The sequence below is a fragment of the Paenibacillus sp. FSL P2-0089 genome, from assembly GCF_038595095.1.
Taxonomy (GTDB): domain Bacteria; phylum Bacillota; class Bacilli; order Paenibacillales; family Paenibacillaceae; genus Paenibacillus_AQ; species Paenibacillus_AQ silagei.
In genome coordinates this window covers 5,492,176-5,514,263 of the sequence record NZ_CP152006.1, presented here as the reverse complement: position 1 = coordinate 5,514,263, position 22,088 = coordinate 5,492,176, and the positions used below count along the sequence as shown (strand labels likewise).

The window sequence follows — 22,088 nt, the reverse complement described above, 5'->3', positions numbered from 1 at the left end:
ATACCATCCAATAGATTGAACTTGTAATATACAAATTAAGGGATGAATGGCGGAAGGGAATTTTGGAACTGTAGGAGCGATAGCGTCCGCCTGAAAGCTTTCCGTAGGAAAGCTCACATCGGAAGCATATGCTTGGTTTGGATTTCTACCGCGAACAGCGGTCTAATCAAGGAAATCTGTATACAACAGCGGCCGGAAGTCCAAATATTCTCTGGAGTCACGACTATCCCGAAATCAGAGTCTACAAGTTCAATCTCTCCACTTAAAACTTAAAATCCTCATCCCGCAAAGGCTCCACATTCATAGCCCGCACATACCCATTCCCCTTCTTCGAGAAGAAGTCATGCTGCTTCGTGTGGGTGCTGATCCCGTTCTGGACGATTGGGTTAATCTCTTCCTCATCGAACAGCGGATCATGGCCGAGGTTCATCATCGCCTTGTTGGCATTGTAGCGCAGGAAGGTCTTCACTTCCTCCACCAGGCCAATCGGGGCGTAGATCTGCTCGGTGTATTGCTCCTCGTTCGCGTGGAGCAGACGAAGCAGGCCGACCAGGGTCTCGTAGACATCGCTCTGGTCTTCTTCGGACAGCTCCTCAAAAATCTCCTGGGCCAGCACGCCGACATAGACGCCGTGGATGCTCTCATCACGCAGGATCAGGTCAATGATCTCGCCGCTGCAGGTCATTTTGCCCTGTCCGGCCAGATAGAGCGGGTAGAAGAAGCCGCTATAGAATAGGTAGCTCTCCAGCAGTACCGATGCGGACATCGCCAGATAGAGGTCTTTCTTCGTTTCAATCTTTTGATAATACTCCGAGATCGTCTCCGCCTTGAACTGCAGGAACGTATTGTCCTCCACCCAGCGGAAAATCCCGTCAATCTGCTCGGTGGAAGCCAGTGTGGTGAAAATGCTGCTGTACGACTTCGCATGAATCTGCTCCATCATGCCCATGAAGCCGAGGACCGCCTTGCGCTGCAAGCCGTCCACATGCTCCATAATCTGCGGCATCCCTACGCCGCCCTGGATCGTATCCAGGAGGGTCAATCCGCCCAGCACCTTCATATAAGAGTCCTTCTCGGTCTCACTCAGCGTGAGCCAGGACATTTTGTCATCGGATAGTGGAATTTCGTCGTCGGTCCAGAACTGCATAATATTCTGATTCCAGAACATCAGTGAGAAATCGTCGTCGGGACGGTTCCAGTTCACGGCTTGAATTGCGCTCATAATCGTATATTCTCCCTTTCTGTACCTGTTGCCCTCTTAGATGGAGCAGGCCAGGCATTCCTCGACAGACAATTTGTTGGTCCGGGTGTAGTACAGGGATTTCAGCCCTTTGTGCGCCGCATACAGGTAAGAGCGGGCCAGCTCACGGGTTGTAACATCACTGTTCACATGCAGAACCGTTGAGATACCCTGGTCGATATGAGGCTGAATCTCCGCAATCAGATCAATCACCTTGAACTGGTCCATCTGGTAGGCGGATTTATAATAGAACACATTGTCCGGACGCAGGTAAGGCATCGGATAGTAGGTGGTCGAGTTAGCATACGTGCGGGTCTCGATCTGCTCTACAATCGGCATGACGCTGGAGGTCGCATTCTGGATGTACGAGATGCTAGCGGTCGGCGCAATCGCCAGACGGTAGGCATGGTACAGGCCGTGCTTCATCACCTTGTCACGCAGCTCTTTCCAATCCTCTGTAGTAGGAATGTAAATCCCCTCGAACAGCTCCTGCGCTTTTGCCGTAACCGGACGGTAGTCTGTAGTCAGATAACGGTCGAAATACACGCCGCTGGCGTAGTCGGACTGCTCGAAGCCATAGAAGGTCTCACCTGTCTCGGCGGCAATCTCCATACTTTTCTCAATCGAATGATAGTTCATGGTCATGAAGAAGGTGCGTGCGAAATCACGGGCCTGCTCACTCTCATAAGCCACCTTGTTCTTGGCAAAATACCCGTGCAGGTTCATTACGCCCAGGCCCACGGAGTGCATTTCCTTGTTCGCCTTAGCCACGCCCGGAGCGTTGGAGACAGTAGTCATATCGCTGACAGCCGTCAGTGCCAGCATGCCCTCATGTACCGATTCACGGATCTTGCCGTGCTCCATCACGTTCACGATGTTGAGGGAAGCCAGGTTGCAGCTGATATCGCGGCGGATCTCGTCCTGCTGACCGTAGTCGTTAATCTCTGAAGTCTCCTGCAACTGGAAAATCTCGGTGCACAGGTTGGACATCTTGATCTGGCCCACATTACGCAGGGCATGGGCGTTATTGGCATTACTCTTATTCATAATATACGGATAGCCCGATTCAAGCTGGATCATGGCGATCTTGGTCAGCATGTCGCGTGCGCTCATGGCGATTCTTTTCTTCACGCGCGGATCAGCAAGGAGGGTATCATACATGACGTCCAGATCCATGTCATCCAGGTGCGTACCGTACGCCTGATAGACTGTGTAAGGAGCGAACACATGCAGCGGCTGATTGTCCTGCGCGAGCTTGTAGAAGCGGTTAGGCACGATCAGGCCGATAGACAACGTCTTCAGGCGTGTCCGTTCGTCAGCGTTAATCTTCTTGCTGTCCAGGAATTCAAGTACGTCCCAGCCAAAAATATTATAATAAGCCGCACCCGAACCCTTACGCTGGCCCATCTGGTCCGCATAGGAGAAGCCGTCTTCCATGAGCTTCAGGACAGGCATAATGCCTTTGGCCGCATCCTCTACACCCTTAATGGTCTCGCCGCGCGAGCGCAGCTTGGACAGATTGACCGCAACGCCGCCCCCGATTTTCGACAGCTGCATGCAGGTATTCAGCACATAGTTGATTGAATTGAGCGAGTCGTCCATCTCCAGCAGGAAGCAGGAGACCATCTCGCCGCGGCGGCTTTTACCGGCATTGAGGAAGGTTGGTGTCGCCGGCTGCAGGCGCTGTTCCATCATCGAGCGGGCCAGTGTACGGGCAGTCTCTACGTTACCCCGTCCCAGATGCAGAGCCACTACCGCTACGCGGTCCGGATAATGCTCCAGGTACTGCTTACGGTCATTGGTTTTGACGGCATAGTCGGTATAGAACTTGGAAGCCGCCATATAGGAAGGGAAGCGGAAATTATATTCATGGGCGATCCGGTAGACATCCTCCATCTCAGCAGCGGAGTAGCGGTCGTACAGGTCCTCGTAGTAGTCATTGGCAATCATATAATCAATCTTGGCTTTCGTATCCGTGAAGGTCAGGCTACGCCGCTCCACATCCTGCATGAACTCGGCTACTGCTTCCTGGTCCTTATCCAATTGGAAAAAGCCGCTTTCGTCTCTCTTCATCAACATGTTGTTCAATTCAATATGCCGCAACCCGGTCCACCTCCTGTTTTATGCGCTGTACATCCCCGAAGGTTCCCGACAATTCAAACTTGCCGACCACCGGTACGTTGTAACGCTGTGCAATTAAGTCTGCGCTGTGCGCGTATAGCTCACCCCAGTTTTTGTTGCCGCTCGCGGCGATGCCTTTGAGCCTGGAATGGTTTCGTTCAAGGAATGTTGACACCTTCGCTGGAATCTGTCCAAATCCGGTGGTGTATGTAACAAGCACATAAGGCTCGTCGATCGTCATATGCTCTTCGATTTGAACCGCCGGAAGCTTCAGTTTATTAATGAATCTTCTGACGTTGCCGGTCTTGGAATCGTAAGCAATCAACATGGCTCCTAACCTCCTATAACATGTTGCCCATTCTACAGCTCTTTCTACTTGACAAATGAACTTGGGCGAAATCACTAGATTTATGGGCTTAGCTCTTATATACACTATATTTAGTAATGCTTAATCATTTTATATACCATATATTGAAAAGTCAAGAGACAGACAGACCTCTGCGGCCCCTCAAAACAGAGCTTAAAACCGCCAATCCCACGCCCCGCCTGCATTCTATTCTCTTATAATTTATTAGTATTTTTTTTAAGCAATTTGCGGGGCTGCGGAATGGTGCAGACAGGGGCTTGCGGGAAGGGGAAACGGCTGTGATTTTTGAAAGCGTTTAGCCTTCGGGGGATCTGGATTTCATTGCACTTCGTACATTAGATGCTCCTTAAATTTAGGAGGAAGTCAGATCTGTTGTATTTTGTACACTTGATTTCAGCTAACAGGGGCTAATTGAGCAGATTCTTCAAATTCTAATGCAGGAAATACAATAGAATGGAGATTAACGGCAAATATCGGCAATTCTATTGCAGAAAGTGCAATCCGCATATTCAGTTTTACAATAACAGGGAACCATATCCGCCGGCAGGAGTCTTATTAGGTGAGAGGGGAGAGAACATGCAGAGTAAAGAACTAACGTATAGCATGACCTGTGCCTCATCGGTATCGCTTCGCGAGATGATGGAGACCTACGGCCAGGACGTATGGAATTATGCTTATGTCTTAACCCGCAACCGGGAGCAGGCGAACGATATCAGCCAGGAGGTATTTCTCAAGGCCTACAAGAGCATCGGCAAGTACCGGGGACAGGCTACCCTGAAAACCTGGCTGCTGACCATCACGCGCAACACCGCGTTCAGCTTACGGCGCAACAGCTTCTGGCGGAGGTTCACTCCGCTGGGCAGCTATCAGGATAAGGGAGGCACCATGTCCGCAGAACAAGAGGCCATCGGTAATCAATACGCTAACCGCATCTGGGAGATCATTATGGAGCTGCCAGATAAGTACAGGGAGATACTGGTGCTGGATATCCAGCAGGACCTGCCGGTGGCAGAGATGTCTGCTCTGCTCGGGATCGCGCAGGGAACGGTCAAATCCCGGCTCGGACGGGCCAGAGAGAAAGTGAGAACGGCGATAAAGGAGGAAGACCTGTGAAGACAAAACAAGAGAAGGAGCAAGTGAAGGTGATGAGCGGGGAGAAGGACTGGTATAAGCAAGCCGGGCGGAACCCGCTTGTAGAGCATGGATTCACGCCGCAGCTCATGGCACGGATTGAAGAGGCTGCGGCAGAAGGCTCATCGGGCAAAAGCGGACTACGCCGCCCGTTCGGGCGGGTGGCCGCCTTCGGCGGACTGGCAGCCATCCTGCTGCTCGTCACGCTGATCTGGCCGTTTGGCCCAGGGGCCGGGCTTGATCCGGCAGGAAGGCTGGCAGCGGTCTTTAAGCCTGGCTCGGGAGTGGCTGTGGTTACGCCGTCGGCGTCTCCTTCGGCACCGCAGAACGCAGCTTCATCAGCATCACCGCAATCCTACAGCCCGCCGGTTGGTTCTGCGGAGTTCGAGCTTGGCGGAATGAAGTATTACATGCCTCTACCGATGAACAGAGACAAGTCGCGCGCGCGTGCTGTTGAGACTAACGCCGGGATTGTCTGGTCGCCGCCGCCGCCGATGGTCAATTACAGCAAGCCCAAATACACCCATCCTACGGAACCTTACACATTGTATCTGTCTCCAAAGGGGCAGCCTGAGCTATCTGAAGCAACGGCAAAACGGATCTATACCTTACCGCTATATGCTGGCGGCTCGCAGCGTTATTATGAACTTACGGGGATCTGTGACGGAGGGGACTATGTAGTGCTGGGTATCGGAACGATCACTTTGGGTAAAGGGGTAGGAATGACACCTGAAAAGTTATCCGTTTTGAATTTAAAAGCAGCCGCAGCTGGAGAAACAGTAGCCCCGCAGGAACTGCTGGATTTAAGCAGTTTAGGTGACAAATATTCCTTGTACAGATCCTTTATTGCTTTTGATAAATATAATAGTGAGATGCTGCTTGTATATTACAGTGATGATAAAAAGAATGGTTTTGACGTTCATGGCAGTCTGTACGATATTGCTACTGGAGCGATACAGAATATAAGCAGCAAAATCAGTATCGACGTTCAAGGCCAGCTGCAGACGGCAATTTATGAAGTGAACGGGAAGAAGCGTAGAGCGGATGTTGTCTTGCTCCTCGGCCAGCAGTGGTATTATGATTGGTTTTATCAGGAACACGGACAGCAGATTGATCCCGCTAAGACAGGGAAGTGAGCGTTCAGTGTTTGCAGCATCTAATAGAGGAATCCTGGTGAGGCTACGGGGTTCTCTTTTTCTGTCTGCTGCTTCATTCCATTCCCTATAGATAATTTACTAAAAAAAAGCTATACTTTTTGATAATATCTCTAAGTAAACGTGATTTGTGTTTACTTCTGGAGTTCGATATCGAAGAGTGGAGCGGGATCAATGAAGAAGCTGACTATTGAGGATGTGGCTAAGAAAGCGGGCGTATCGAAAAGCACAGTCTCGCAATTTTTAAATAAACGGTTCAAGTATATGAGTGAGGCGACCAAAAAGCGCATTGCCGAGGTTATCGATGAGCTGAATTACCAGCCCAACGGACTTGCCCGCAGTCTCAAGCAGAACCGCACGCATATGGTTGGCATTATTGTGGCCAATATAGATTATTCGCTGTCCATTCAGTGTATCCGGGCCATTGAGAATGAGCTGCAGCGCCATGGGATTCAGGTGATCATCTGCAACTCGGACGAGAATGCCGATAAGGAGAATACTTATGTGGAGACGCTGGTCGCCCGTCAGGTGGATGGCCTGATTATTTTTCCGGCGGGAGATCAGCCTGCGCCTTACACCAGATTAATTGAAGCGGAATATCCGCTGGTCTTCATGGACCGGCTGGTTGACGGGATCACGACCCAGAGCCTGCTGCTGGATAACGAGATGGCGGTGAAGACCGCTATCCGGGAGCTGACCGGCCACGGCCATGAAGCGATTGCTATTCTATCCCTGCCGCTTGGCGTACATGCGATTACCCCGCGCAAGGAGCGAATGAGCGGGTACAAAAAAGCGATGGAGGAAGCGGGTCTGCCGCTGCTGGGTTCGTATATGCGAAGTGTGTCACGCGAAGACATCGCATCTGCACTGGACGAGCTGCTGCAGCTTCCCGAGCCTCCAACAGCGCTGCTTGCCGCCAATGATCTGGTGCTGGGCGAAATTCTTAAATATGCGAACCGCAATGCCATTGCGATCCCCGGCCAGTTGTCGGTCATCGGCATTGACGATGCCGAATTCGCCCGGATCTATAATCCTGATATTACAACGATCCGCCAGCCGGCTTACGAGATGGGGATGCAGGCGGCTAAGATCATGCTCTCTTTGATCAACGATGCGGACAGCGCGATGCCCATCACCTACAGGTTCCCGCCTTCCTTGCAGCAGGGGGAGTCGGTGCAGCCGCCGGCTAAGCCGGAATAGAGCAGGTCGGGGCGGCGAAAGGTCCATCGTGGTGACAACTTATAGGAAATCTGCTCAGGAATCCACGGCTTTACGGACCCAGGGGCCGTTATTGTGCGGAAAAGAAGGGTTTTGTAAATTTTACGGACTCCAGAGCCGTTAAATTGCTATTTAGGGCGCTAGATGCCCACGAAGTGCGGCTTAACGTCATCTGTGGGTTTAGAATAGATAGTAGACGCCACTTAACGGACGGAGGGATAATAAGGATCACGGAGGTGTGTGGCCATGGGTGAACAACGAAAACGGTACAATGAAGAGTTTAAAAAGCAGACGGTAAAGTTTCTACAAGAACAGACGAAGAGCTTCGGGGAGTTAGCGGAAGAGCTGGACATCCCCAAGAGCACGCTTCATCAATGGATGGGACAATACCGGGAGCTCAAGAATGAACCTTTAGCCAGTGTGGATCGGGTGAGGGAGCTCGAAGCCGAGTTGAAGGAAGCGCGCCGTCAACTCCAGGAGCGCCAAGATCAGCTCGCCGACCGGGAGGAAGAACTGGCCATCATAAAAAAAGCAGTGCACATCTTCAGCAAACCAAGGAACGCCGATTCCAGTTCATGAAGGAACATCGCTCCGCGTTTCGCTTGGAGAAGATGTGCATCACCTTGCAGGTATCCAGGAGTGGATATTACAAGTGGCTCGGAGCCAAAACCAGTGCACAGGCTCTCCGTAAAGCGGCCGTGCAGGAGCGAATCCGCTACCATTTTAATGACCATAAGGGGCGGTATGGAAGTCCGAAAATCACTCGACTGCTGCACCAGGAAGGCTACACCCTTACCGAACGTACGGTGAGTGTGTACATGCGGCAAATGAAGCTCCGCTCGGTGGTCTCTAAGCCGTACCGTGACAGACCACGGATTCCAAGCACAACAACCCTATTGCCCCGAACACACTGAATCAAGAGTTTACCGTCGACAAGCCCAATACCGCCTGGGTGACAGATATTACGTACATCCCCTGCCGTGGAGGCCGCTTGTACCTGGCCAGCGTCATGGATCTGTGCACGCGCGAAATTGTAGGGTGGCGGTTATCGGACCACATGGAAACCAGCTTGGTCTTAGACGCCTTGCAGGCTGCCTATCAAGCCAAGCGACCCGGCCCGGGGCTGCTCCACCACTCGGATCGGGGATCGCAGTATACCTCCAAGGAATATACCGAGCAGTTGAGGACGTACCAGATGGAATCAAGTATGAGCCGCAAAGGAAACTGTTACGATAACGCTTGTATTGAATCCTGGCACAGTATCTTGAAGAAGGAGCTCATTTACTGTAACCCGCGTTTTAAAACTCCCGGGCAGGCGTACCAGGACATTTACCAATACATTGAGTTTTACTACAACCGCAAGCGAATGCATGGCACGCTGGGGTATCTTTCCCCCGCCCGATTCGCTAAGCAGTTTACGACGGCATCCGTTGCGTGAGTATCTACTTTCTTGACAGAGGTCCACTGAGTCCGTTAGGCTTGCTATAGTGCAGCAATTCCCCAAATAACGGCTCTCCGGTCCGTAAGTCTATAGTTTGAGAGCAGGATTATGTACATTGAGCAAGACTATGTACTTTGCCGCGCGAACTGCTGGGAATGACGACTTGCCGGTTCGCAGGAACAATGCTCGGATGAAACTGACTTATCGTAACTGAGCTGTAACTGAGCCATAACTGAGCCATAACCATGCTGTACTACCTGCAATTCAGCCACACCTCTCTCACGCTACATATGCAAAAGGGTGTCCCAGCCGTCTGTCGGCTGAGGGACACCCTCTTTGCTGTGCTAATGTGTGTTCATGCTGAAGCCTGGCTCTGCCGGCAGCAGAGCACCTGCTCTTTGGCTATACGCCTGCGCTCATGAACTCCTCCAGCCGGGCACGGGTGGGAAGGCCGTCCATATCGCCAGGCGACATCACGGCGAGTGCGCCGATCGCATTGCCGCGCTTCACGGCTTCTGCTACGCTGAGCTTCTCCAGCATAGCGCTGATCACCCCAACCGCGAAGCCGTCTCCGGCACCGACCGTATCGACAACCTGCTCGACCTTGAAGCCGTCCACATAACCCTCTTCACCAGCGGAGGTCTTGTAGTAAGCGCCCTCAGGACCGAGCTTAATCACTACAAGGGATACGCCGCGCTCCAGATAGTACCCGGCAATCTCCTCCGGAGTCTCAAGACCGGTGAGAATCTTGCCTTCTCCGTGTCCGGGCAGGAACCAGTCGCAGCGGGTAGCCAGATCGTTGATCGTATTAACCATAGTTTCGGTGTCTGGCCACAGGGTCGGGCGCAGATTCGGGTCCAGTGATACGGTCTTGCCGCGCTGCTTCATGAACTCCATGGCATGCAGCGAGAACTCGTGACACGAAGCTGAGAGTGCGGAAGAGATGCTGGTCACATGCAGATGGCCTGCGGAAGCGAAGTAATCTTCATCGAAGTCGGCGAGACTCAGCTTGGAGGCGGCGGAATTTTTGCGGAAATACTCCACCTTGGGATCTCCAGTGAGTACCTTGGATTTGATCAGCATGCCCGTGGAGAATTCCTTGGTCGTTGTGATGCTCGCGGTATCGATCTTCTCCTTGTTCAGCGCCGAGGTGATGAACTGGCCAAAGTTGTCTTCGCCAAGCTTGGTCACATAACCGGTCAGATGCTCCAGGCGTGATAATCCGGTGGCTACATTGCTCTCCGCACCTGCCAGCGCCTTGGAGAAGGAAGTGACCTCATGCAGGGGGCCGGCTTCATTGGCGTAGAACATAGCCATCGGCTCCCCGAAGGTGACTGCATCCAGCTGTTTATTCATGAATAGTTCCTCCTAAAAGTTTTGATAGCATACACTCCTTGCGTCTTCTTCGCAAAACTCGCTTCGGAAGCATAGCAGGGGTATAATTAGATCCTAGTTTATGGTTTGGAATAGAATATAAGTTGAAATTATCACATAAAACGGTTTTGTACAATATAGCAATGCTCATTCTGCGGGCTTATTTTGTATAGGAAACAGGGGAATACATTCGTTTGTCCTTGATACATAAGCGTTTTTGAATATTTTCGAAGGATTGATAACGCTTCCTGAATAAATATATATTGACTGTTAGCGGCAATGTTATTACTATTTTCTTAGAAGGATAAAGCCTGATGTTAGTAAAATAGATAAATTAGTTTATCTAAATTATTATTCTTATGAATATATAACCAGAGAGGAAGTAACAATCATGAAGAAAATTAAAGTATTGCAGAATATCACCTCTGTTGGCGTAGTTGCCGTTATCCGCGCGGATAATGCCGATGATGCTTATGCCATGTCGGTGGCTTGTATCGAGGGCGGACTGAACAATATCGAAGTGACCTTCACGACTCCGGGAGCCGAAGTAGCGATTAAGCGCTTGGTGGAAGAATACGGGGGCCGCGCCGTGATTGGTGCCGGTACTGTGCTTGATCCGCTGACGGCAAGAATAGCTATTCTGGCTGGTTCGGAATTTGTGGTCAGCCCGTCTTTTGAAGAGGATACTGCTAAGATGTGTAATCTGTACGGCATTCCTTACATGCCGGGCTGCATGACGCTGAATGAGATGAAGGAAGCACTGAAGCTGGGTGTGGATGTGCTGAAGCTGTTCCCTGGCAGTGCGTTCGGACCGGACTATGTCAAGGCGGTTAAGGGGCCAATGCCGCATGTCAACATTATGCCTACCGGCGGCGTGGATCTGAACAATATGGAGAAATGGATCAAGAACGGCTGCATCGCTGTCGGCATCGGCGGCAACCTGACCGCACCGGCCAAGGAAGGCCGCTATGACCAGATCACAGAGCTGGCTGCTCAGTATGTAGCGAAGTTCAAGGAGATTCAAGGCAAGTAAAATACATGTACAACAGAAATGTCTTGCCTCTATGGGGCAGGGCATTTTTTTGTTGAATGTAGATATGCCTAAATGATGGAATTGCTGCCGCTTCGGGCAATACTTATAATAGAGGCAGAGTGCAGAGGCGCCTGCGGACATTGAGAAGTATACCTGAAAGGTGATGCCATGACTGGCGACGATCTTCGCAGCAAGCTGTACCCGACACTGGTAGTGGAAGAAGCCGATTATGTGGAGATTCGAACTGCAGTCCACGGCTGCAGGGTGAGCGCGGGAGCCATTTATAAGCTGTATCGTAACTATAATCATCCGCAACTTTTTGAGCAGGGGGAAGTATATGTGCTTGATGATGACTCCAGGGAGAATTACGCGGTGCTCCTGGTGTGCGCAACTACATTATATACATTAGAGGAGCCGTCTCGGTCGTAGCGTAAGTCAGGTACGGGACGGTCTGCTTCTCATGTCATTTCTGTAACTAACTTCTATAAAAAGAGTATTTGAATGATAGCAGCATCCCTTGTATGCTTAGTAGGGATTGTGGACTACAAGTAGAAACGGCTTTGCTGTCCTTTTTTAGGACGGTACCGTTTCAGCGAGAAAGATAAGGAACATTTATGCGCGAAGCATATCGTTTTTATCTTTTAAAATAATCATTACAGGCTTGCAACAAATTCGCAGTCTTGCGCGTCAGTAAGATTGCATAGAGAGGGGGAACCTTCGTGGTGGAGCAGGGACTCATCAGAGCCGCTCAAGCGGGCGATCGCGACGCTCTAATCACCCTATTGCGAGAAATTGAAGGGCATGTATATAAGACGGCCTTCTACATTCTGCATAATGAACAGGATGCTCTGGATGCCTCCCAGGAAGCGTTGATCCGGGTGTACACCAAGATCGGCTCCTATGAGGAGAAGGCGCAGTTCAAAACATGGGTTCAGCGAATAGTAACCAACATATGTATAGACAAATTCCGGAGAACGAAGCCTACCGTTTCTATCGATGAACACGAAATGGTGTTCCAGGATAAAAAACATAACGTAGAGCGCGAAGTGATGTCGGGTTATCTGGCGGAGGATATCCGTGAGGCCATCGACCAGCTTCCGGAGCATCACCGGACGGTAATCGTGCTTCGCTATTTACAGGATTTTTCTTACAACGAGATTGCAGACTGTCTGGATCTGCCTCTGAACACGGTCAAATCGTACCTGTTCCGGGCGCGGCAGCAGCTGCAGAATAGACTTCAGGAGTATCAGAAAGGTGGTGTGTCAGGATGAAGTGCGCGGAGGTGATGGAATGGATGCACCGCTATTTAGATCATGATCTCAGTCAGGAAGAAATGTTTGAAATGTTCCGTCATATCGATGATTGTCCTTCCTGCGCGGAAGTCTTGGACCGGCTGACGCTGCTCTCCCAGCAGCTGGAGCAGCTTCCCGACGTGAAGCCCCCCTTCAGTCTGGTTGACTCTATCCTGCCTCAGCTTGATCAGCTGGACCGCGGTGTCCCGGAAGAGCCTGCCGTAATGGAGTCGGAAGATCCGAAGGTTATTCCCTTCTCCCGTGCAAATAACCGGGGCAAGAAGTCCAAGGGCCCTTCACTGGCTGCGCGGACAGGCATAGGTGCTGCGGCGGCAGCGGTGATTCTGCTCATCGCCGTATTCAATATGCCGAAGAGTCTGCCAGGCGCAGACTTGGATATGTCATCCCAATTAATGAGCGGCGGAGCGGCGAACTCCAGTATGAGTACGGAGAGCAGTGCAGACGCCCCGCAGGCGGACGGACAGAATAACAGCGGCGGCAGCAGTGAGCTGCGAAAGATGGATCAGGCCACGCCTAGTGAATCTGCAGACGTTAATTTGAAATCTGCACCGCCTGCTCCCAGTGAGGGTGCTGATCAACCAGCCGCAGCCGGCGGTGGTATGCCTTCAGACAAGGTGCCTGCGGTAAGCGAAGCTCCGATCAGCAACCGCGCCGCTACTTCGCCTCCGGCGGACCGCCCCAAGAGTACCAAGAAAGCGGATAGCCGGTCGGCGGAGCCCCAAAGCACGACGTCGAGTGCGCCAACACAAGAGAATATAGCGGACGATAAGGCGGCTGCAGGGGATGAGCGGATGGCGCCGACTTCAGCCCCTACAGAAGGAGCCTTGTCACTGATGGCTGCGCAGGCCTCGTGGACTTCACCCGACGGGCAGCATATGGCTGAGATGACTGGCCAGCATGTTGTAATCTATAGCTTAACCGCAGAAGGAGAAGAACAACAACGAACAGTATTAACTTCGCTTCCTTTGGAGGGGAACTGGGTCTCCGGTGTGTGGTCGGAAGACGGCACCCAGTTCACTTATGTGCTACAGCTTGAGGACGGTACGCAGACGACGAAGGTATACACGGTTCCGGCAGAGAGCGCAACACCTGCTCCATCCGCTTCTCCGGCTCCTGCCAACTCTTCAGCGCCTACCGCTTCTCCGGCGGCGTCTGCTTCACCGGTCACCAGCCCGGCTATTACCCCGGACGCGGCAACGTCCGATAAATAACCGGAACGTTCTTCCGGCCTGCGGAATATGCTAAGGCAAGAGGACATGAATTACAGGCTATGCGAGTATCATCGGTATGACCGGCGGCCGGGAGAGTTTCTAGAGCTGCTCCCTCCGTCGTTTATATAGATGCGCCGCTGAAACGGAGTAACTTTGGCCCTGGCTGCCGAGGTTGCTCCGTTTTGGCTTGCGCCCCGGTCAGGACAAAGTGATAATGATACCTATGTTTTCAGCCGTTTTTTTGTTAAAATGTACGAATGTATGTGTCTGATACGGACCAGGCAAGTAAATGAAAAAGGAAGTGGCGGGATGGATGCCAAAACGGCGGCCAAAGACATCAAGCAAGGAAAGGTCTCTCCGCTGTACCTGCTGTACGGCAGTGAGAAGTTCCGGATGAATGAATTCGCGGCCATGCTGGAGGAACACCTGATCCCCAAAGAAGACCGCGATTTCGCCGTGATCCCGTTCGATCTCTCCGAAACTCCGGTTCAGGCGGTCATTGAAGAGGCGGAGACGGTTCCGTTCATGGTAGAACGCAAGCTCCTGCTGGTGCGGGATGCGGCTCTGTTCACGGCAGGCAAGGAGAAGGCGAAGCTGGAACATAACGTGGAGATGCTGAGCGAATATATGCAGCACCCTGCCGAGTTCAGTGTGATTGTATTTATGGTGAACGGCGACAAGCTGGATGAACGTAAAAAAATCGTCAAAAGCATCAAGACCGCCGGCACCGTGCTGGCCTTCAATCCCCTGGGTGCGGAGGAGCTGCTGCGCTGGGTGGAGAAGGGCTTCCGCGAACGCGGCTGCTCCCTTGCGCCGGGGACAGCGGAGGTTCTGATTGCAAGCAGCGGAACCGGACTCCAGGGTCTGTCTGCAGAGATGGACAAGCTGTGTCTGTTCGCCGGTACTGGCGGGCGGGTGGATGCGGCAGCGGTGGAGAGTCTGGTCCACCGGGGGACGGAGCAGAACATCTTCACACTGGTGGAGGATATCGCGAATCTGCGCCTGGACAAGGCACTGAATACGCTCTATGAGCTGCTCAAGCAGCGGGAGGAGCCGATCAAGATCGCTTCGCTGATTGCCCGGCAGTTCAGAATCATCCTGCAGGTCAAGGATCTGTCGGCCCTTAGCTATTCGCAGGGACAGATTGCCTCCCAGCTCGGACTGCATCCGTATGCAGTGAAGCTTGCCGGAGAGCAGGCTCATAAGTTCGGAAGCCAGCGGCTGCGGCAGATCCTGAGTATTCTGGCGGATCTGGACTATCAGATGAAGACGGGAGCTGTCGATAAGGTGCTGGGGCTGGAGATGTTCATGCTGCGCCTTGGAGCCTGAATAGAGCGGCCTTACATGGAACGAATCAAAGAGCCTGTCCACCCGCGTGTATCATGGGATGGACAGGCTCTTTGATTGTACAGCGGTATTAATGAAGGAAGTTAACGAGCATAAAAAAACCTAACCGTATGCAGCATAGCGGTCAGGTTCTTCAGTGCTCGTTATGATTGTCGCCCTTGGCTTAGGCTTGAGCCTTGAGAGCGTTCAATTTCTTAGCCAAGCGGGATTTTTTGCGGGCAGCCGCATTTTTATGAACCAGGCCTTTAGTTACAGCCTTGTCCAGCTTTTTGGAAGCCGCTTGGAAAGCAGCCTGAGCTACTTCAACTTCCGTACCAGTCACTGCTACATCAGCAGTTTTCACAGCTGTACGAAGAGCGGACTTCTGGGAAGCGTTCAGTGCACGGCGTTTCTCGATCGTCTTGACGCGTTTTATCGCGGATTTGATATTTGGCATTGCATTCACCTCCTGAAAGACATTCGAAATCAACAAATGATTCACAACTTAAAATAGTTTAGCATGAAGGGTAGCAAAAAGCAAGATAAAAAGCTTTGTAATTCCCTTAGAGCGGTTTGTATAAACGGAGGCTTTCTCTCGCACACTATCAGCAATATGCAAAAGGAGGCTGAACTAAGAATGGAACTGGATCTTCAGCTGTATTCGGTACGTACGGACTTGGCGGTGGAAGCGAAGGAAATGGCAGAGCGGCACGCCAATACGCCGATCCCGGGTGTCAATGAGGAAGTGGAAGAAGCGGACGGCATCAAGGTCACGAGACTTGCTGTAGCAGACCTTGCCGGTTCTCAGGCGATTGGACGCGCTATCGGCAATTACGTGACCCTGGAGGTGCCTGGGCTGCGCGGAGGGGACACCGGGCTGCAGCAGAAGGTCTCCACAGTGTTTGCCCGGGAATTCGAGCACTTTCTGGATGAAATCGGCATTGACCGCGATTCCAAGGTCCTTATCGTAGGCTTGGGCAACTGGAATGTGACGCCTGACTCGCTCGGCCCGCTGGTCGTTGAGAATGCACTGATTACCCGCCAGTTCTATGAGCTGGTGCCCGACCAGATTTCGCCCGGGTACCGGAATGTCAGTGCTATTGCTCCCGGAGTGCTCGGCCTGACGGGGATTGAATCCAGCGAAGTGGTACAGGGGATTGTGGACCGCACCAGCCCGGATGTCATTATAGCTATTGATGCGCTGGCCTCCCGTTCATTGGAGAGAATCAATACCACCATCCAGATTGCGGACATCGGCATTCATCCCGGCTCAGGGATCGGGAACAAGCGCAGAGGGCTGACCAAGGAGGTTCTGGGCGTGCCCTGCATCGCCATCGGCGTCCCAACGGTCTGCTATGCTTCCACCATCGTCAACAATGTGCTGGAGATGATGCGGACCCATTTCGGGCAGATGGCGGATGGCGGTGCTCACACCAAAGAAATTATGGGTCTCCTTGATGATATATCTGAGCAGGAGCGTCTCGCCCTGGTGAAGGAAGTGCTTGAGCCGCTGGGGCATGACCTGATTGTGACCCCCAAAGAGATCGATGAATTCATTGAAGAGATCGCCAACATTGTGGCAAGCGGACTGAATGCTGCACTCCATGAAGCGGTAGATCCGGGCAATGTCGGAGCTTACACTCACTGATCTGTCACTTATCACCTCGCCCGCACCGTCTGCTATAACGCAGAACTGGTGGCGGGCTTTTTGCAATGCTGCCGCTTCACTTCTCTATCTATTGCTCCCTGTTATCTCTCATTCTGTGGTTCTAGCACAACCCTTCCGCTCATAGATTTGGAGTATGAGAGATTACAGAGGGCTTAGAGGAGGACATAACAATCATGAACAGAAAATGGTTTCAGCTATGGAATATAGGGCGGCTGCGCGGACGGCTGATGGATATTCTGTCGCTGGGAAGGACGATGCTGCTGCTGGCCGGAGGTTCGCTTGTGTTGTTCATGCTGCTTGGAGCTGGCGGATTGGCCGGGCAGAAGCTGAATTCTTCGCCCATTCCTTCCATGAAAGGTCTGGCGGCTTCGCTCTCCAGTGGATTCTTCATGGAGCTGCTGGGCATGGAGGTCCCCCATCTGCCGAAGGGCGAGGAGCCTTCAGCCTTCTCCGGGGACAAGGTGACCTCCTTCGTATTCCGGCTGCTTACCAGTGTTGATCCTGGTGATCCCAAGAGTCTGGTCTCACGTGAGATGCCCGGACTTGCTGCCGATGATCCCTTCCTGCTGCGGCAAGGCTCAGGGGGAAGTACAGGAGCACCGGCCGATTATCATCCGGGGGGCGATGAACTGGCCACCGGGGAAGATCCCGGAGCAGGGAGCGATCCTGGAGCCCCGCCGGATTCAGGGAACGGTACTGAGACTGATAATGGCCATGACAATCCGGGGGAAGGCGTGGTAGAGCCCGAGGCTTCGCCTGTCCCTGATCCGTCCGGTACAGAACCTGACGAGGGCTACTCCGGAAGCGGAGATGCGGAGAATGGGACAGGAGATACTTCGGTCAAGCGTATTCTCGTTTATCATTCCCATCCCCGGGAGGCCTATAATCCGCTGCTTGGCGCACAGAGCGACAACCCCAGCTCGGCAGTCCCTTCCAAGAATGTCATGCTGGTAGGCTCCTATATTGCCAAGAGGCTGGAAGAGCGGGGGATCGGAACTGTCCATGCCCAGGAGGACTATGCTACAGAGGTACCGGGCTACAACTGGAACTTCTCTTATAAATATTCACGTATGACTGTGAAATCGGCCATGGCCTCCAATCATAACATGAGTGAGCTGATTGACATTCACCGTGATTCGCAGCGGCACGGCAAAACGACAGCTTTGATTAACGGGAAAAATTATGCCCAGGTATATTTTATTTTGGGGCATGCGAATAAAAACTGGAAACAAAACGAGGCCTTCGCCAATAAAATCCATCAGCTGCTGGAGAAAAATTATCCTGGAATTTCACGCGGGATATGGGGGAAATCGTCCGGAAACGGGAATAATGGGGAATATAACCAGACGTTGTCCCCGAACAGTGTGCTGATTGAGGTAGGCGGAATTGACAACAGCGCCGATGAACTGAAGCGGACGGCGGATATTCTGGCGGATGCCATCGCTGATGTGTACTGGAGCAGCCGGGATGCCGAGAAGGCAGCTGCGCCAGATCAGGGCAGTACGCAATCTGGAGGCACCGGGGCAGAGACATCAACAGGTTCCTGAACGGATTATAGCTGAAAAGGAGCGGAGAATATGACACGGTTCGGTAAAAAGCTGGTAATGGTCGGAATATGGGCGGGCGTGGGGCTGTTGATCGGACTGCAGTTCGGCGGCGGCGGTTCGGGAGTCTCCGGTATACTGCCGGACTGGAGTAAGCCAGCCGGGAGCAGCGCGCCTGGACAGAACGTTACGGCCGGAACTGCGTACGTTCCGGCTGCCAGTACAGCCCCGGGCGGCCAGGCTTATGTATATGTGCCCGTGACTATTGATCCCGTAACGGGCGCTTACACCATGCTGCCCATGAAGCAGCCGGTTGCAGGTACACAGGCGCAGACGGCTGGCGGCACGGGCAGCCTCCCGCAGCAGGAGGTGAAGGACTACTCTGCGCTCAGTCCTGAGCAGATTCTGATCCCGGAGGAGCAGAAGCCGACTGTGGATGTGCTGGCGGATAAGACCGCTGGCCTGCTCCAGCAGGCTTCGCAGAAGGGCATCCGCTGGGTGGTCTCCCTCTTCGACTCGTCGGAGGAGTGAGCAGGAGCTGGGCTGGAACGAGGTTTAGCACAAAAGCGGCTGCGGATGATGGAAGTCCGCACTCGTTTTTGTGTTTTTTTGCAGGATTCACCCTGCGATTGCAGAGGGTTCAGGCGGTTTCTTTCTTTTCCAGTGTCCGGCGGGATTGATGGGTGAAGCCCGTACTGTTATAATAAGTGGATTAACATTAGGCTGTCTGTGGGGGTAAGGAATGACTGACGTTCAGAAACGACAACAACAAATTCGCAATTTCTCGATTATTGCACATATAGACCATGGCAAATCGACATTGGCTGACCGCATTCTGGAGTATACGGGTGCGCTGACTTCGCGTGAAATGCAGGAGCAGGTTCTGGATCAGATGGATCTGGAGCGCGAGCGGGGCATCACCATCAAGCTGCAGGCCGTACGCCTGACGTACCGTGCCGATGACGGCCAGGAATATTATTTGAATCTGATTGACACACCGGGGCATGTCGATTTCACCTATGAGGTATCCCGCAGTCTGGCTGCCTGTGAAGGCGCTCTTCTGGTAGTGGATGCTGCTCAGGGGATTGAGGCCCAGACGCTGGCCAACGTGTATCTGGCGCTTGACAACAATCTGGAGATTCTTCCGGTACTCAACAAGATCGATCTTCCGAATGCAGATCCTGAACGGGTGAAGCAGGAGATTGAGGATGTCATCGGGCTGGATGCCAGCGAAGCCGTTCTGGCTTCCGCTAAGGCAGGCATCGGCATCAAGGAGATTCTGGAGCAGGTCGTGAAGCAGGTTCCGGCGCCGACTGGAAACTCGGAAGAACCGCTTAAGGCGCTGATCTTCGACTCCCATTATGACCCGTACAAGGGCGTAATCGTCTATGTCCGCGTAATGGACGGCAGTATCCGTGCCGGTTCCAAGATCAGAATGATGGCCACTGATAAAACCTTTGAGGTTATTGAGGTGGGGGCATTCATGCCGCGTATGACCATTGTACCCGAGCTGAACATCGGCGATGTCGGCTTCATTGTGGCCGGGATTAAGCATGTGGGCGACACTCGTGTCGGTGATACCGTGACGGATGCCAAGCGTCCGACTGCTGAGCCGCTGCCGGGTTACCGCAGAATTAATCCGATGGTCTATTGCGGTCTCTATCCGATTGAGACCTCTGATTATAATGACCTTCGTGAAGCGCTGGAGAAGCTGCAGCTGAACGATGCTTCCCTGAGCTTCGAGCCGGAGAGCTCCAGCGCCCTTGGCTTTGGCTTCCGGTGCGGCTTCCTGGGGCTGCTGCATATGGAGATTATTCAGGAGCGGATCGAACGCGAGTTCAATCTGCCGCTGATTACTACCGCGCCGAGCGTTATTTACCGCATTAAGCTGACGAACGGGGAGACCATTCAGATCGACAATCCGTCGCATTATCCGGAGATCGGGACGATTGACTTCATCGAAGAGCCGTATGTCAAAGCAGCCATTATCGTGCCTAACGACTTCGTGGGAACCGTTATGGAGCTGTGCCAGAACAAACGCGGCGAATTCGTCAACATGGAGTATCTGGACAGCAACCGTGTAACCATTACGTACGAGATTCCGTTGTCCGAGATCGTCTACGACTTCTTCGACCAGTTGAAATCCGGCACGAAGGGTTATGCATCCTACGATTACGAGATCTCCGGTTACCGCCAGTCCAATCTCGTGAAGATGGATATCCTGCTGAACAATGAGCAGGTCGATGCACTGTCCTTCATCGTTCACCGCGACCGCGCCTACAACCGCGGCCGGGTCATCTGTGAGAAGCTGCGCGGTATTATCCCCCGCCAGATGTTCGAGGTGCCGATTCAGGCTTCCGTCGGCACCAAGGTGGTTGCGCGTGAGACCGTTAAGGCCATGCGCAAGAACGTATTAGCCAAATGCTACGGCGGCGATATCTCGCGTAAGCGGAAGCTGCTGGAGAAGCAGAAGGAAGGGAAGAAGCGCATGAAGCAGGTCGGCAGCGTCGAGGTGCCGCAGGAAGCGTTCATGGCCGTGCTTCAGATTGAGTAGCAGCATATAAGCTCCCCCGGAGCTTTCGGTTTATCACAGAAACGGGTGCCGTCCTACGCAGGGCGGTGCAGCCGTTTCTTCTTGCTTTTCAGCAGCAGGTAGTGTGGCAGGCCTGTATATTAATAGAACAAAGGAGACAGCTAATGAATACAGCTACGAGCACTGCACACCATGGCCGTCCCCCTGAGGCCGTATATATTCACATCCCGTTCTGCACCAATAAATGCTTCTATTGTGATTTCAACTCTTACGTGCTGAAGGACCAGCCGGTGATGGACTATCTCCATGCGCTTGACCGCGAGATGGAGCTGACCGTGCAGCACACGCCTCCGGGTGTGATCAAGACGATTTTTGTCGGCGGGGGTACGCCTACTGTCCTCAAGCCTGATGAGATGGCTTATTTCCTGGAATCGGTCCGCAGGCATTTTCCGCAGTGGGACGAGAATATTGAGTTCTCTATGGAAGCTAACCCCGGAACTACCGATATTGATAAGCTCAGAGTCATGAAGGAAGGCGGTGTCAACCGGGTCAGCTTCGGGGTGCAGGCGTTCCAAAATGAGCTGCTGAGCGGAATCGGCCGGATTCATGATGTGAATGACGTATACCGCAGTCTGGAGAATGCCCGTGCGGTCGGGCTTAATAACCTGTCGCTGGATCTGATGTTCGGCCTGCCGAACCAGACGGTGGATATGCTCAGAGAGAGTATCGACAAGGCGCTGGCGCTGGATCTTCCGCATTATTCCATCTACAGTCTGAAAGTGGAGGAGAATACGCTGTTCCACACCCTGTTCAACAAGAACAAGCTTCCGTTGCCGAATGAAGAGGATGAGCTGGCGATGTACCTGCTGCTTATGTCTACCATGGAGGCTGCGGGGTATACGCAATATGAGATCAGTAATTTTGCCAAGCCGGGGCTGGAGAGCCGCCACAACATCACGTACTGGCGCAACGAGGATTATTACGGTCTGGGCGCAGGCGCGCACGGATATGTGGGCCGGCAGCGGCACATGAATATCAAGGGCGTGAACCCGTACAACGAGTCTTCGCGCAGCGGGCTGCCGCGTCTGGACAGCTTTGAGGTCTCCGAGCAGGAGGCGATGGAGGATTTCATGATGGTCGGCCTGCGGATGCGCGAAGGGGTGTCGGATGCGGCGTTCCGCTCACAATTCGGAAAGCCGCTGGAGGCTGTTTTTGCAGGGCCGCTGCATAAAATGCTGAAGGCCGGGCTGCTGGAGCAGGCCGGGAACACCTATCGTCTGAGCAAGCAGGGGATCCTGTTCGGCAACGATGTTTTCGGGGAATTTGTCGGTGCTTTGACAGAGGTTTATTTTTGAAATACCTCTTGAATTGTAATTCACCTTGTTGTATATTTATTCATATTAACAACAAGGG

The 22,088-nt window shown here is 52.8% G+C and carries 20 protein-coding genes; 15 read left to right on the top strand and 5 right to left on the bottom strand.

What is annotated here, in order from left to right; translation table 11 throughout:
* Nucleotides 1-262 precede the first annotated feature (262 nt).
* The 3 genes from nrdF to nrdI are packed head-to-tail and all read right to left on the bottom strand — an operon-like array spanning nucleotide 263 to nucleotide 3,689.
* Nucleotides 263-1,222 carry a class 1b ribonucleoside-diphosphate reductase subunit beta gene (gene nrdF, locus NST69_RS23105; RefSeq protein ID WP_342547249.1) on the bottom strand — a complete coding sequence of 320 codons (960 nt, stop codon included), beginning with the start codon at nucleotides 1,220-1,222 and terminating at the stop codon, nucleotides 263-265.
* Nucleotides 1,223-1,258: 36 nt separating this feature from the next.
* The gene (gene nrdE, locus NST69_RS23100) at nucleotides 1,259-3,343 is read right to left on the bottom strand and encodes a class 1b ribonucleoside-diphosphate reductase subunit alpha (protein ID WP_342547248.1); all 2,085 of its coding nucleotides are present in this window, start codon (nucleotides 3,341-3,343) and stop codon (nucleotides 1,259-1,261) included.
* Nucleotides 3,330-3,689 carry a class Ib ribonucleoside-diphosphate reductase assembly flavoprotein NrdI gene (nrdI, locus tag NST69_RS23095; protein WP_076082075.1) on the bottom strand — a complete coding sequence of 120 codons (360 nt, stop codon included), beginning with the start codon at nucleotides 3,687-3,689 and terminating at the stop codon, nucleotides 3,330-3,332. The genes nrdE and nrdI overlap by 14 nt, the downstream gene beginning before the upstream one ends.
* Nucleotides 3,690-4,304: 615 nt before the next feature.
* On the opposite strand from nrdI, the gene NST69_RS23090 reads away from it, so the two are divergent.
* From NST69_RS23090 to NST69_RS23070, 5 genes are all read left to right on the top strand, one after another.
* Nucleotides 4,305-4,841: a sigma-70 family RNA polymerase sigma factor gene (locus NST69_RS23090; RefSeq protein ID WP_342547247.1), complete on the top strand. Its 537-nt coding sequence runs from the start codon at nucleotides 4,305-4,307 to the stop codon at nucleotides 4,839-4,841.
* Nucleotides 4,838-5,995 carry a hypothetical protein gene (locus tag NST69_RS23085; RefSeq protein ID WP_342547246.1) on the top strand — a complete coding sequence of 386 codons (1,158 nt, stop codon included), beginning with the start codon at nucleotides 4,838-4,840 and terminating at the stop codon, nucleotides 5,993-5,995. Before NST69_RS23090 ends, NST69_RS23085 begins: the two co-directional genes overlap by 4 nt.
* 192 nt (nucleotides 5,996-6,187) lie before the next feature.
* Nucleotides 6,188-7,213, top strand: coding sequence for a LacI family DNA-binding transcriptional regulator (locus tag NST69_RS23080; RefSeq protein ID WP_342547245.1), 1,026 nt, complete (start codon nucleotides 6,188-6,190; stop codon nucleotides 7,211-7,213).
* A gap of 264 nt (nucleotides 7,214-7,477) precedes the next feature.
* Nucleotides 7,478-7,810 carry a transposase gene (locus NST69_RS23075; protein WP_342547244.1) on the top strand — a complete coding sequence of 111 codons (333 nt, stop codon included), beginning with the start codon at nucleotides 7,478-7,480 and terminating at the stop codon, nucleotides 7,808-7,810.
* Complete coding sequence (locus NST69_RS23070) at nucleotides 7,807-8,145, top strand: IS3 family transposase (protein WP_342547243.1); 339 nt, start codon at nucleotides 7,807-7,809, stop codon at nucleotides 8,143-8,145. Before NST69_RS23075 ends, NST69_RS23070 begins: the two co-directional genes overlap by 4 nt.
* 929 nt (nucleotides 8,146-9,074) lie before the next feature.
* Here NST69_RS23070 and NST69_RS23065 read toward each other — a convergent pair.
* Nucleotides 9,075-10,028: a sugar kinase gene (locus NST69_RS23065; protein ID WP_339250324.1), complete on the bottom strand. Its 954-nt coding sequence runs from the start codon at nucleotides 10,026-10,028 to the stop codon at nucleotides 9,075-9,077.
* Nucleotides 10,029-10,437: 409 nt separating this feature from the next.
* Here NST69_RS23065 and NST69_RS23060 point away from each other — a divergent pair, with 409 nt between their 5' ends.
* The 5 genes from NST69_RS23060 to holA all read left to right on the top strand — a co-directional run bounded on the left by NST69_RS23060 (nucleotide 10,438) and on the right by holA (nucleotide 14,932).
* Complete coding sequence (locus NST69_RS23060) at nucleotides 10,438-11,079, top strand: bifunctional 2-keto-4-hydroxyglutarate aldolase/2-keto-3-deoxy-6-phosphogluconate aldolase (RefSeq protein WP_036732253.1); 642 nt, start codon at nucleotides 10,438-10,440, stop codon at nucleotides 11,077-11,079.
* 168 nt (nucleotides 11,080-11,247) lie between these two features.
* Nucleotides 11,248-11,508 (top strand): hypothetical protein, encoded by a 261-nt coding sequence (locus NST69_RS23055; protein WP_036732251.1) that lies wholly within the window; start codon nucleotides 11,248-11,250, stop codon nucleotides 11,506-11,508.
* Nucleotides 11,509-11,798: 290 nt separating this feature from the next.
* Entirely contained in the window at nucleotides 11,799-12,350 is a 552-nt protein-coding gene (locus NST69_RS23050) for a sigma-70 family RNA polymerase sigma factor (RefSeq protein ID WP_036690462.1), read from the top strand.
* Nucleotides 12,347-13,603: a zf-HC2 domain-containing protein gene (locus NST69_RS23045; protein WP_342547242.1), complete on the top strand. Its 1,257-nt coding sequence runs from the start codon at nucleotides 12,347-12,349 to the stop codon at nucleotides 13,601-13,603. The genes NST69_RS23050 and NST69_RS23045 overlap by 4 nt, the downstream gene beginning before the upstream one ends.
* A 309-nt stretch (nucleotides 13,604-13,912) precedes the next feature.
* Complete coding sequence (holA, locus tag NST69_RS23040) at nucleotides 13,913-14,932, top strand: DNA polymerase III subunit delta (RefSeq protein WP_036732248.1); 1,020 nt, start codon at nucleotides 13,913-13,915, stop codon at nucleotides 14,930-14,932.
* Nucleotides 14,933-15,113: 181 nt separating this feature from the next.
* On the opposite strand, the gene rpsT is transcribed toward holA, so the two are convergent.
* Nucleotides 15,114-15,386 carry a 30S ribosomal protein S20 gene (rpsT, locus tag NST69_RS23035; protein ID WP_036732246.1) on the bottom strand — a complete coding sequence of 91 codons (273 nt, stop codon included), beginning with the start codon at nucleotides 15,384-15,386 and terminating at the stop codon, nucleotides 15,114-15,116.
* A 180-nt stretch (nucleotides 15,387-15,566) separates the two neighbouring features.
* Here rpsT and gpr point away from each other — a divergent pair, with 180 nt between their 5' ends.
* The 5 genes from gpr (at nucleotide 15,567) to hemW (ending at nucleotide 22,030) form a co-directional block, all read left to right on the top strand.
* The gene (gene gpr / locus NST69_RS23030) at nucleotides 15,567-16,577 is read left to right on the top strand and encodes a GPR endopeptidase (RefSeq protein ID WP_036732245.1); all 1,011 of its coding nucleotides are present in this window, start codon (nucleotides 15,567-15,569) and stop codon (nucleotides 16,575-16,577) included.
* 194 nt (nucleotides 16,578-16,771) lie between these two features.
* Nucleotides 16,772-18,145 carry a stage II sporulation protein P gene (locus tag NST69_RS23025; protein ID WP_342547241.1) on the top strand — a complete coding sequence of 458 codons (1,374 nt, stop codon included), beginning with the start codon at nucleotides 16,772-16,774 and terminating at the stop codon, nucleotides 18,143-18,145.
* A gap of 30 nt (nucleotides 18,146-18,175) precedes the next feature.
* Nucleotides 18,176-18,673, top strand: a complete 498-nt coding sequence (locus NST69_RS23020) for a hypothetical protein (RefSeq protein WP_051478637.1) — start codon at nucleotides 18,176-18,178, stop codon at nucleotides 18,671-18,673.
* A gap of 211 nt (nucleotides 18,674-18,884) precedes the next feature.
* Nucleotides 18,885-20,696: a translation elongation factor 4 gene (lepA, locus tag NST69_RS23015; RefSeq protein WP_036732242.1), complete on the top strand. Its 1,812-nt coding sequence runs from the start codon at nucleotides 18,885-18,887 to the stop codon at nucleotides 20,694-20,696.
* Nucleotides 20,697-20,839: 143 nt separating this feature from the next.
* Nucleotides 20,840-22,030, top strand: coding sequence for a radical SAM family heme chaperone HemW (hemW, locus tag NST69_RS23010; protein ID WP_342547240.1), 1,191 nt, complete (start codon nucleotides 20,840-20,842; stop codon nucleotides 22,028-22,030).
* Nucleotides 22,031-22,088 lie beyond the last annotated feature (58 nt).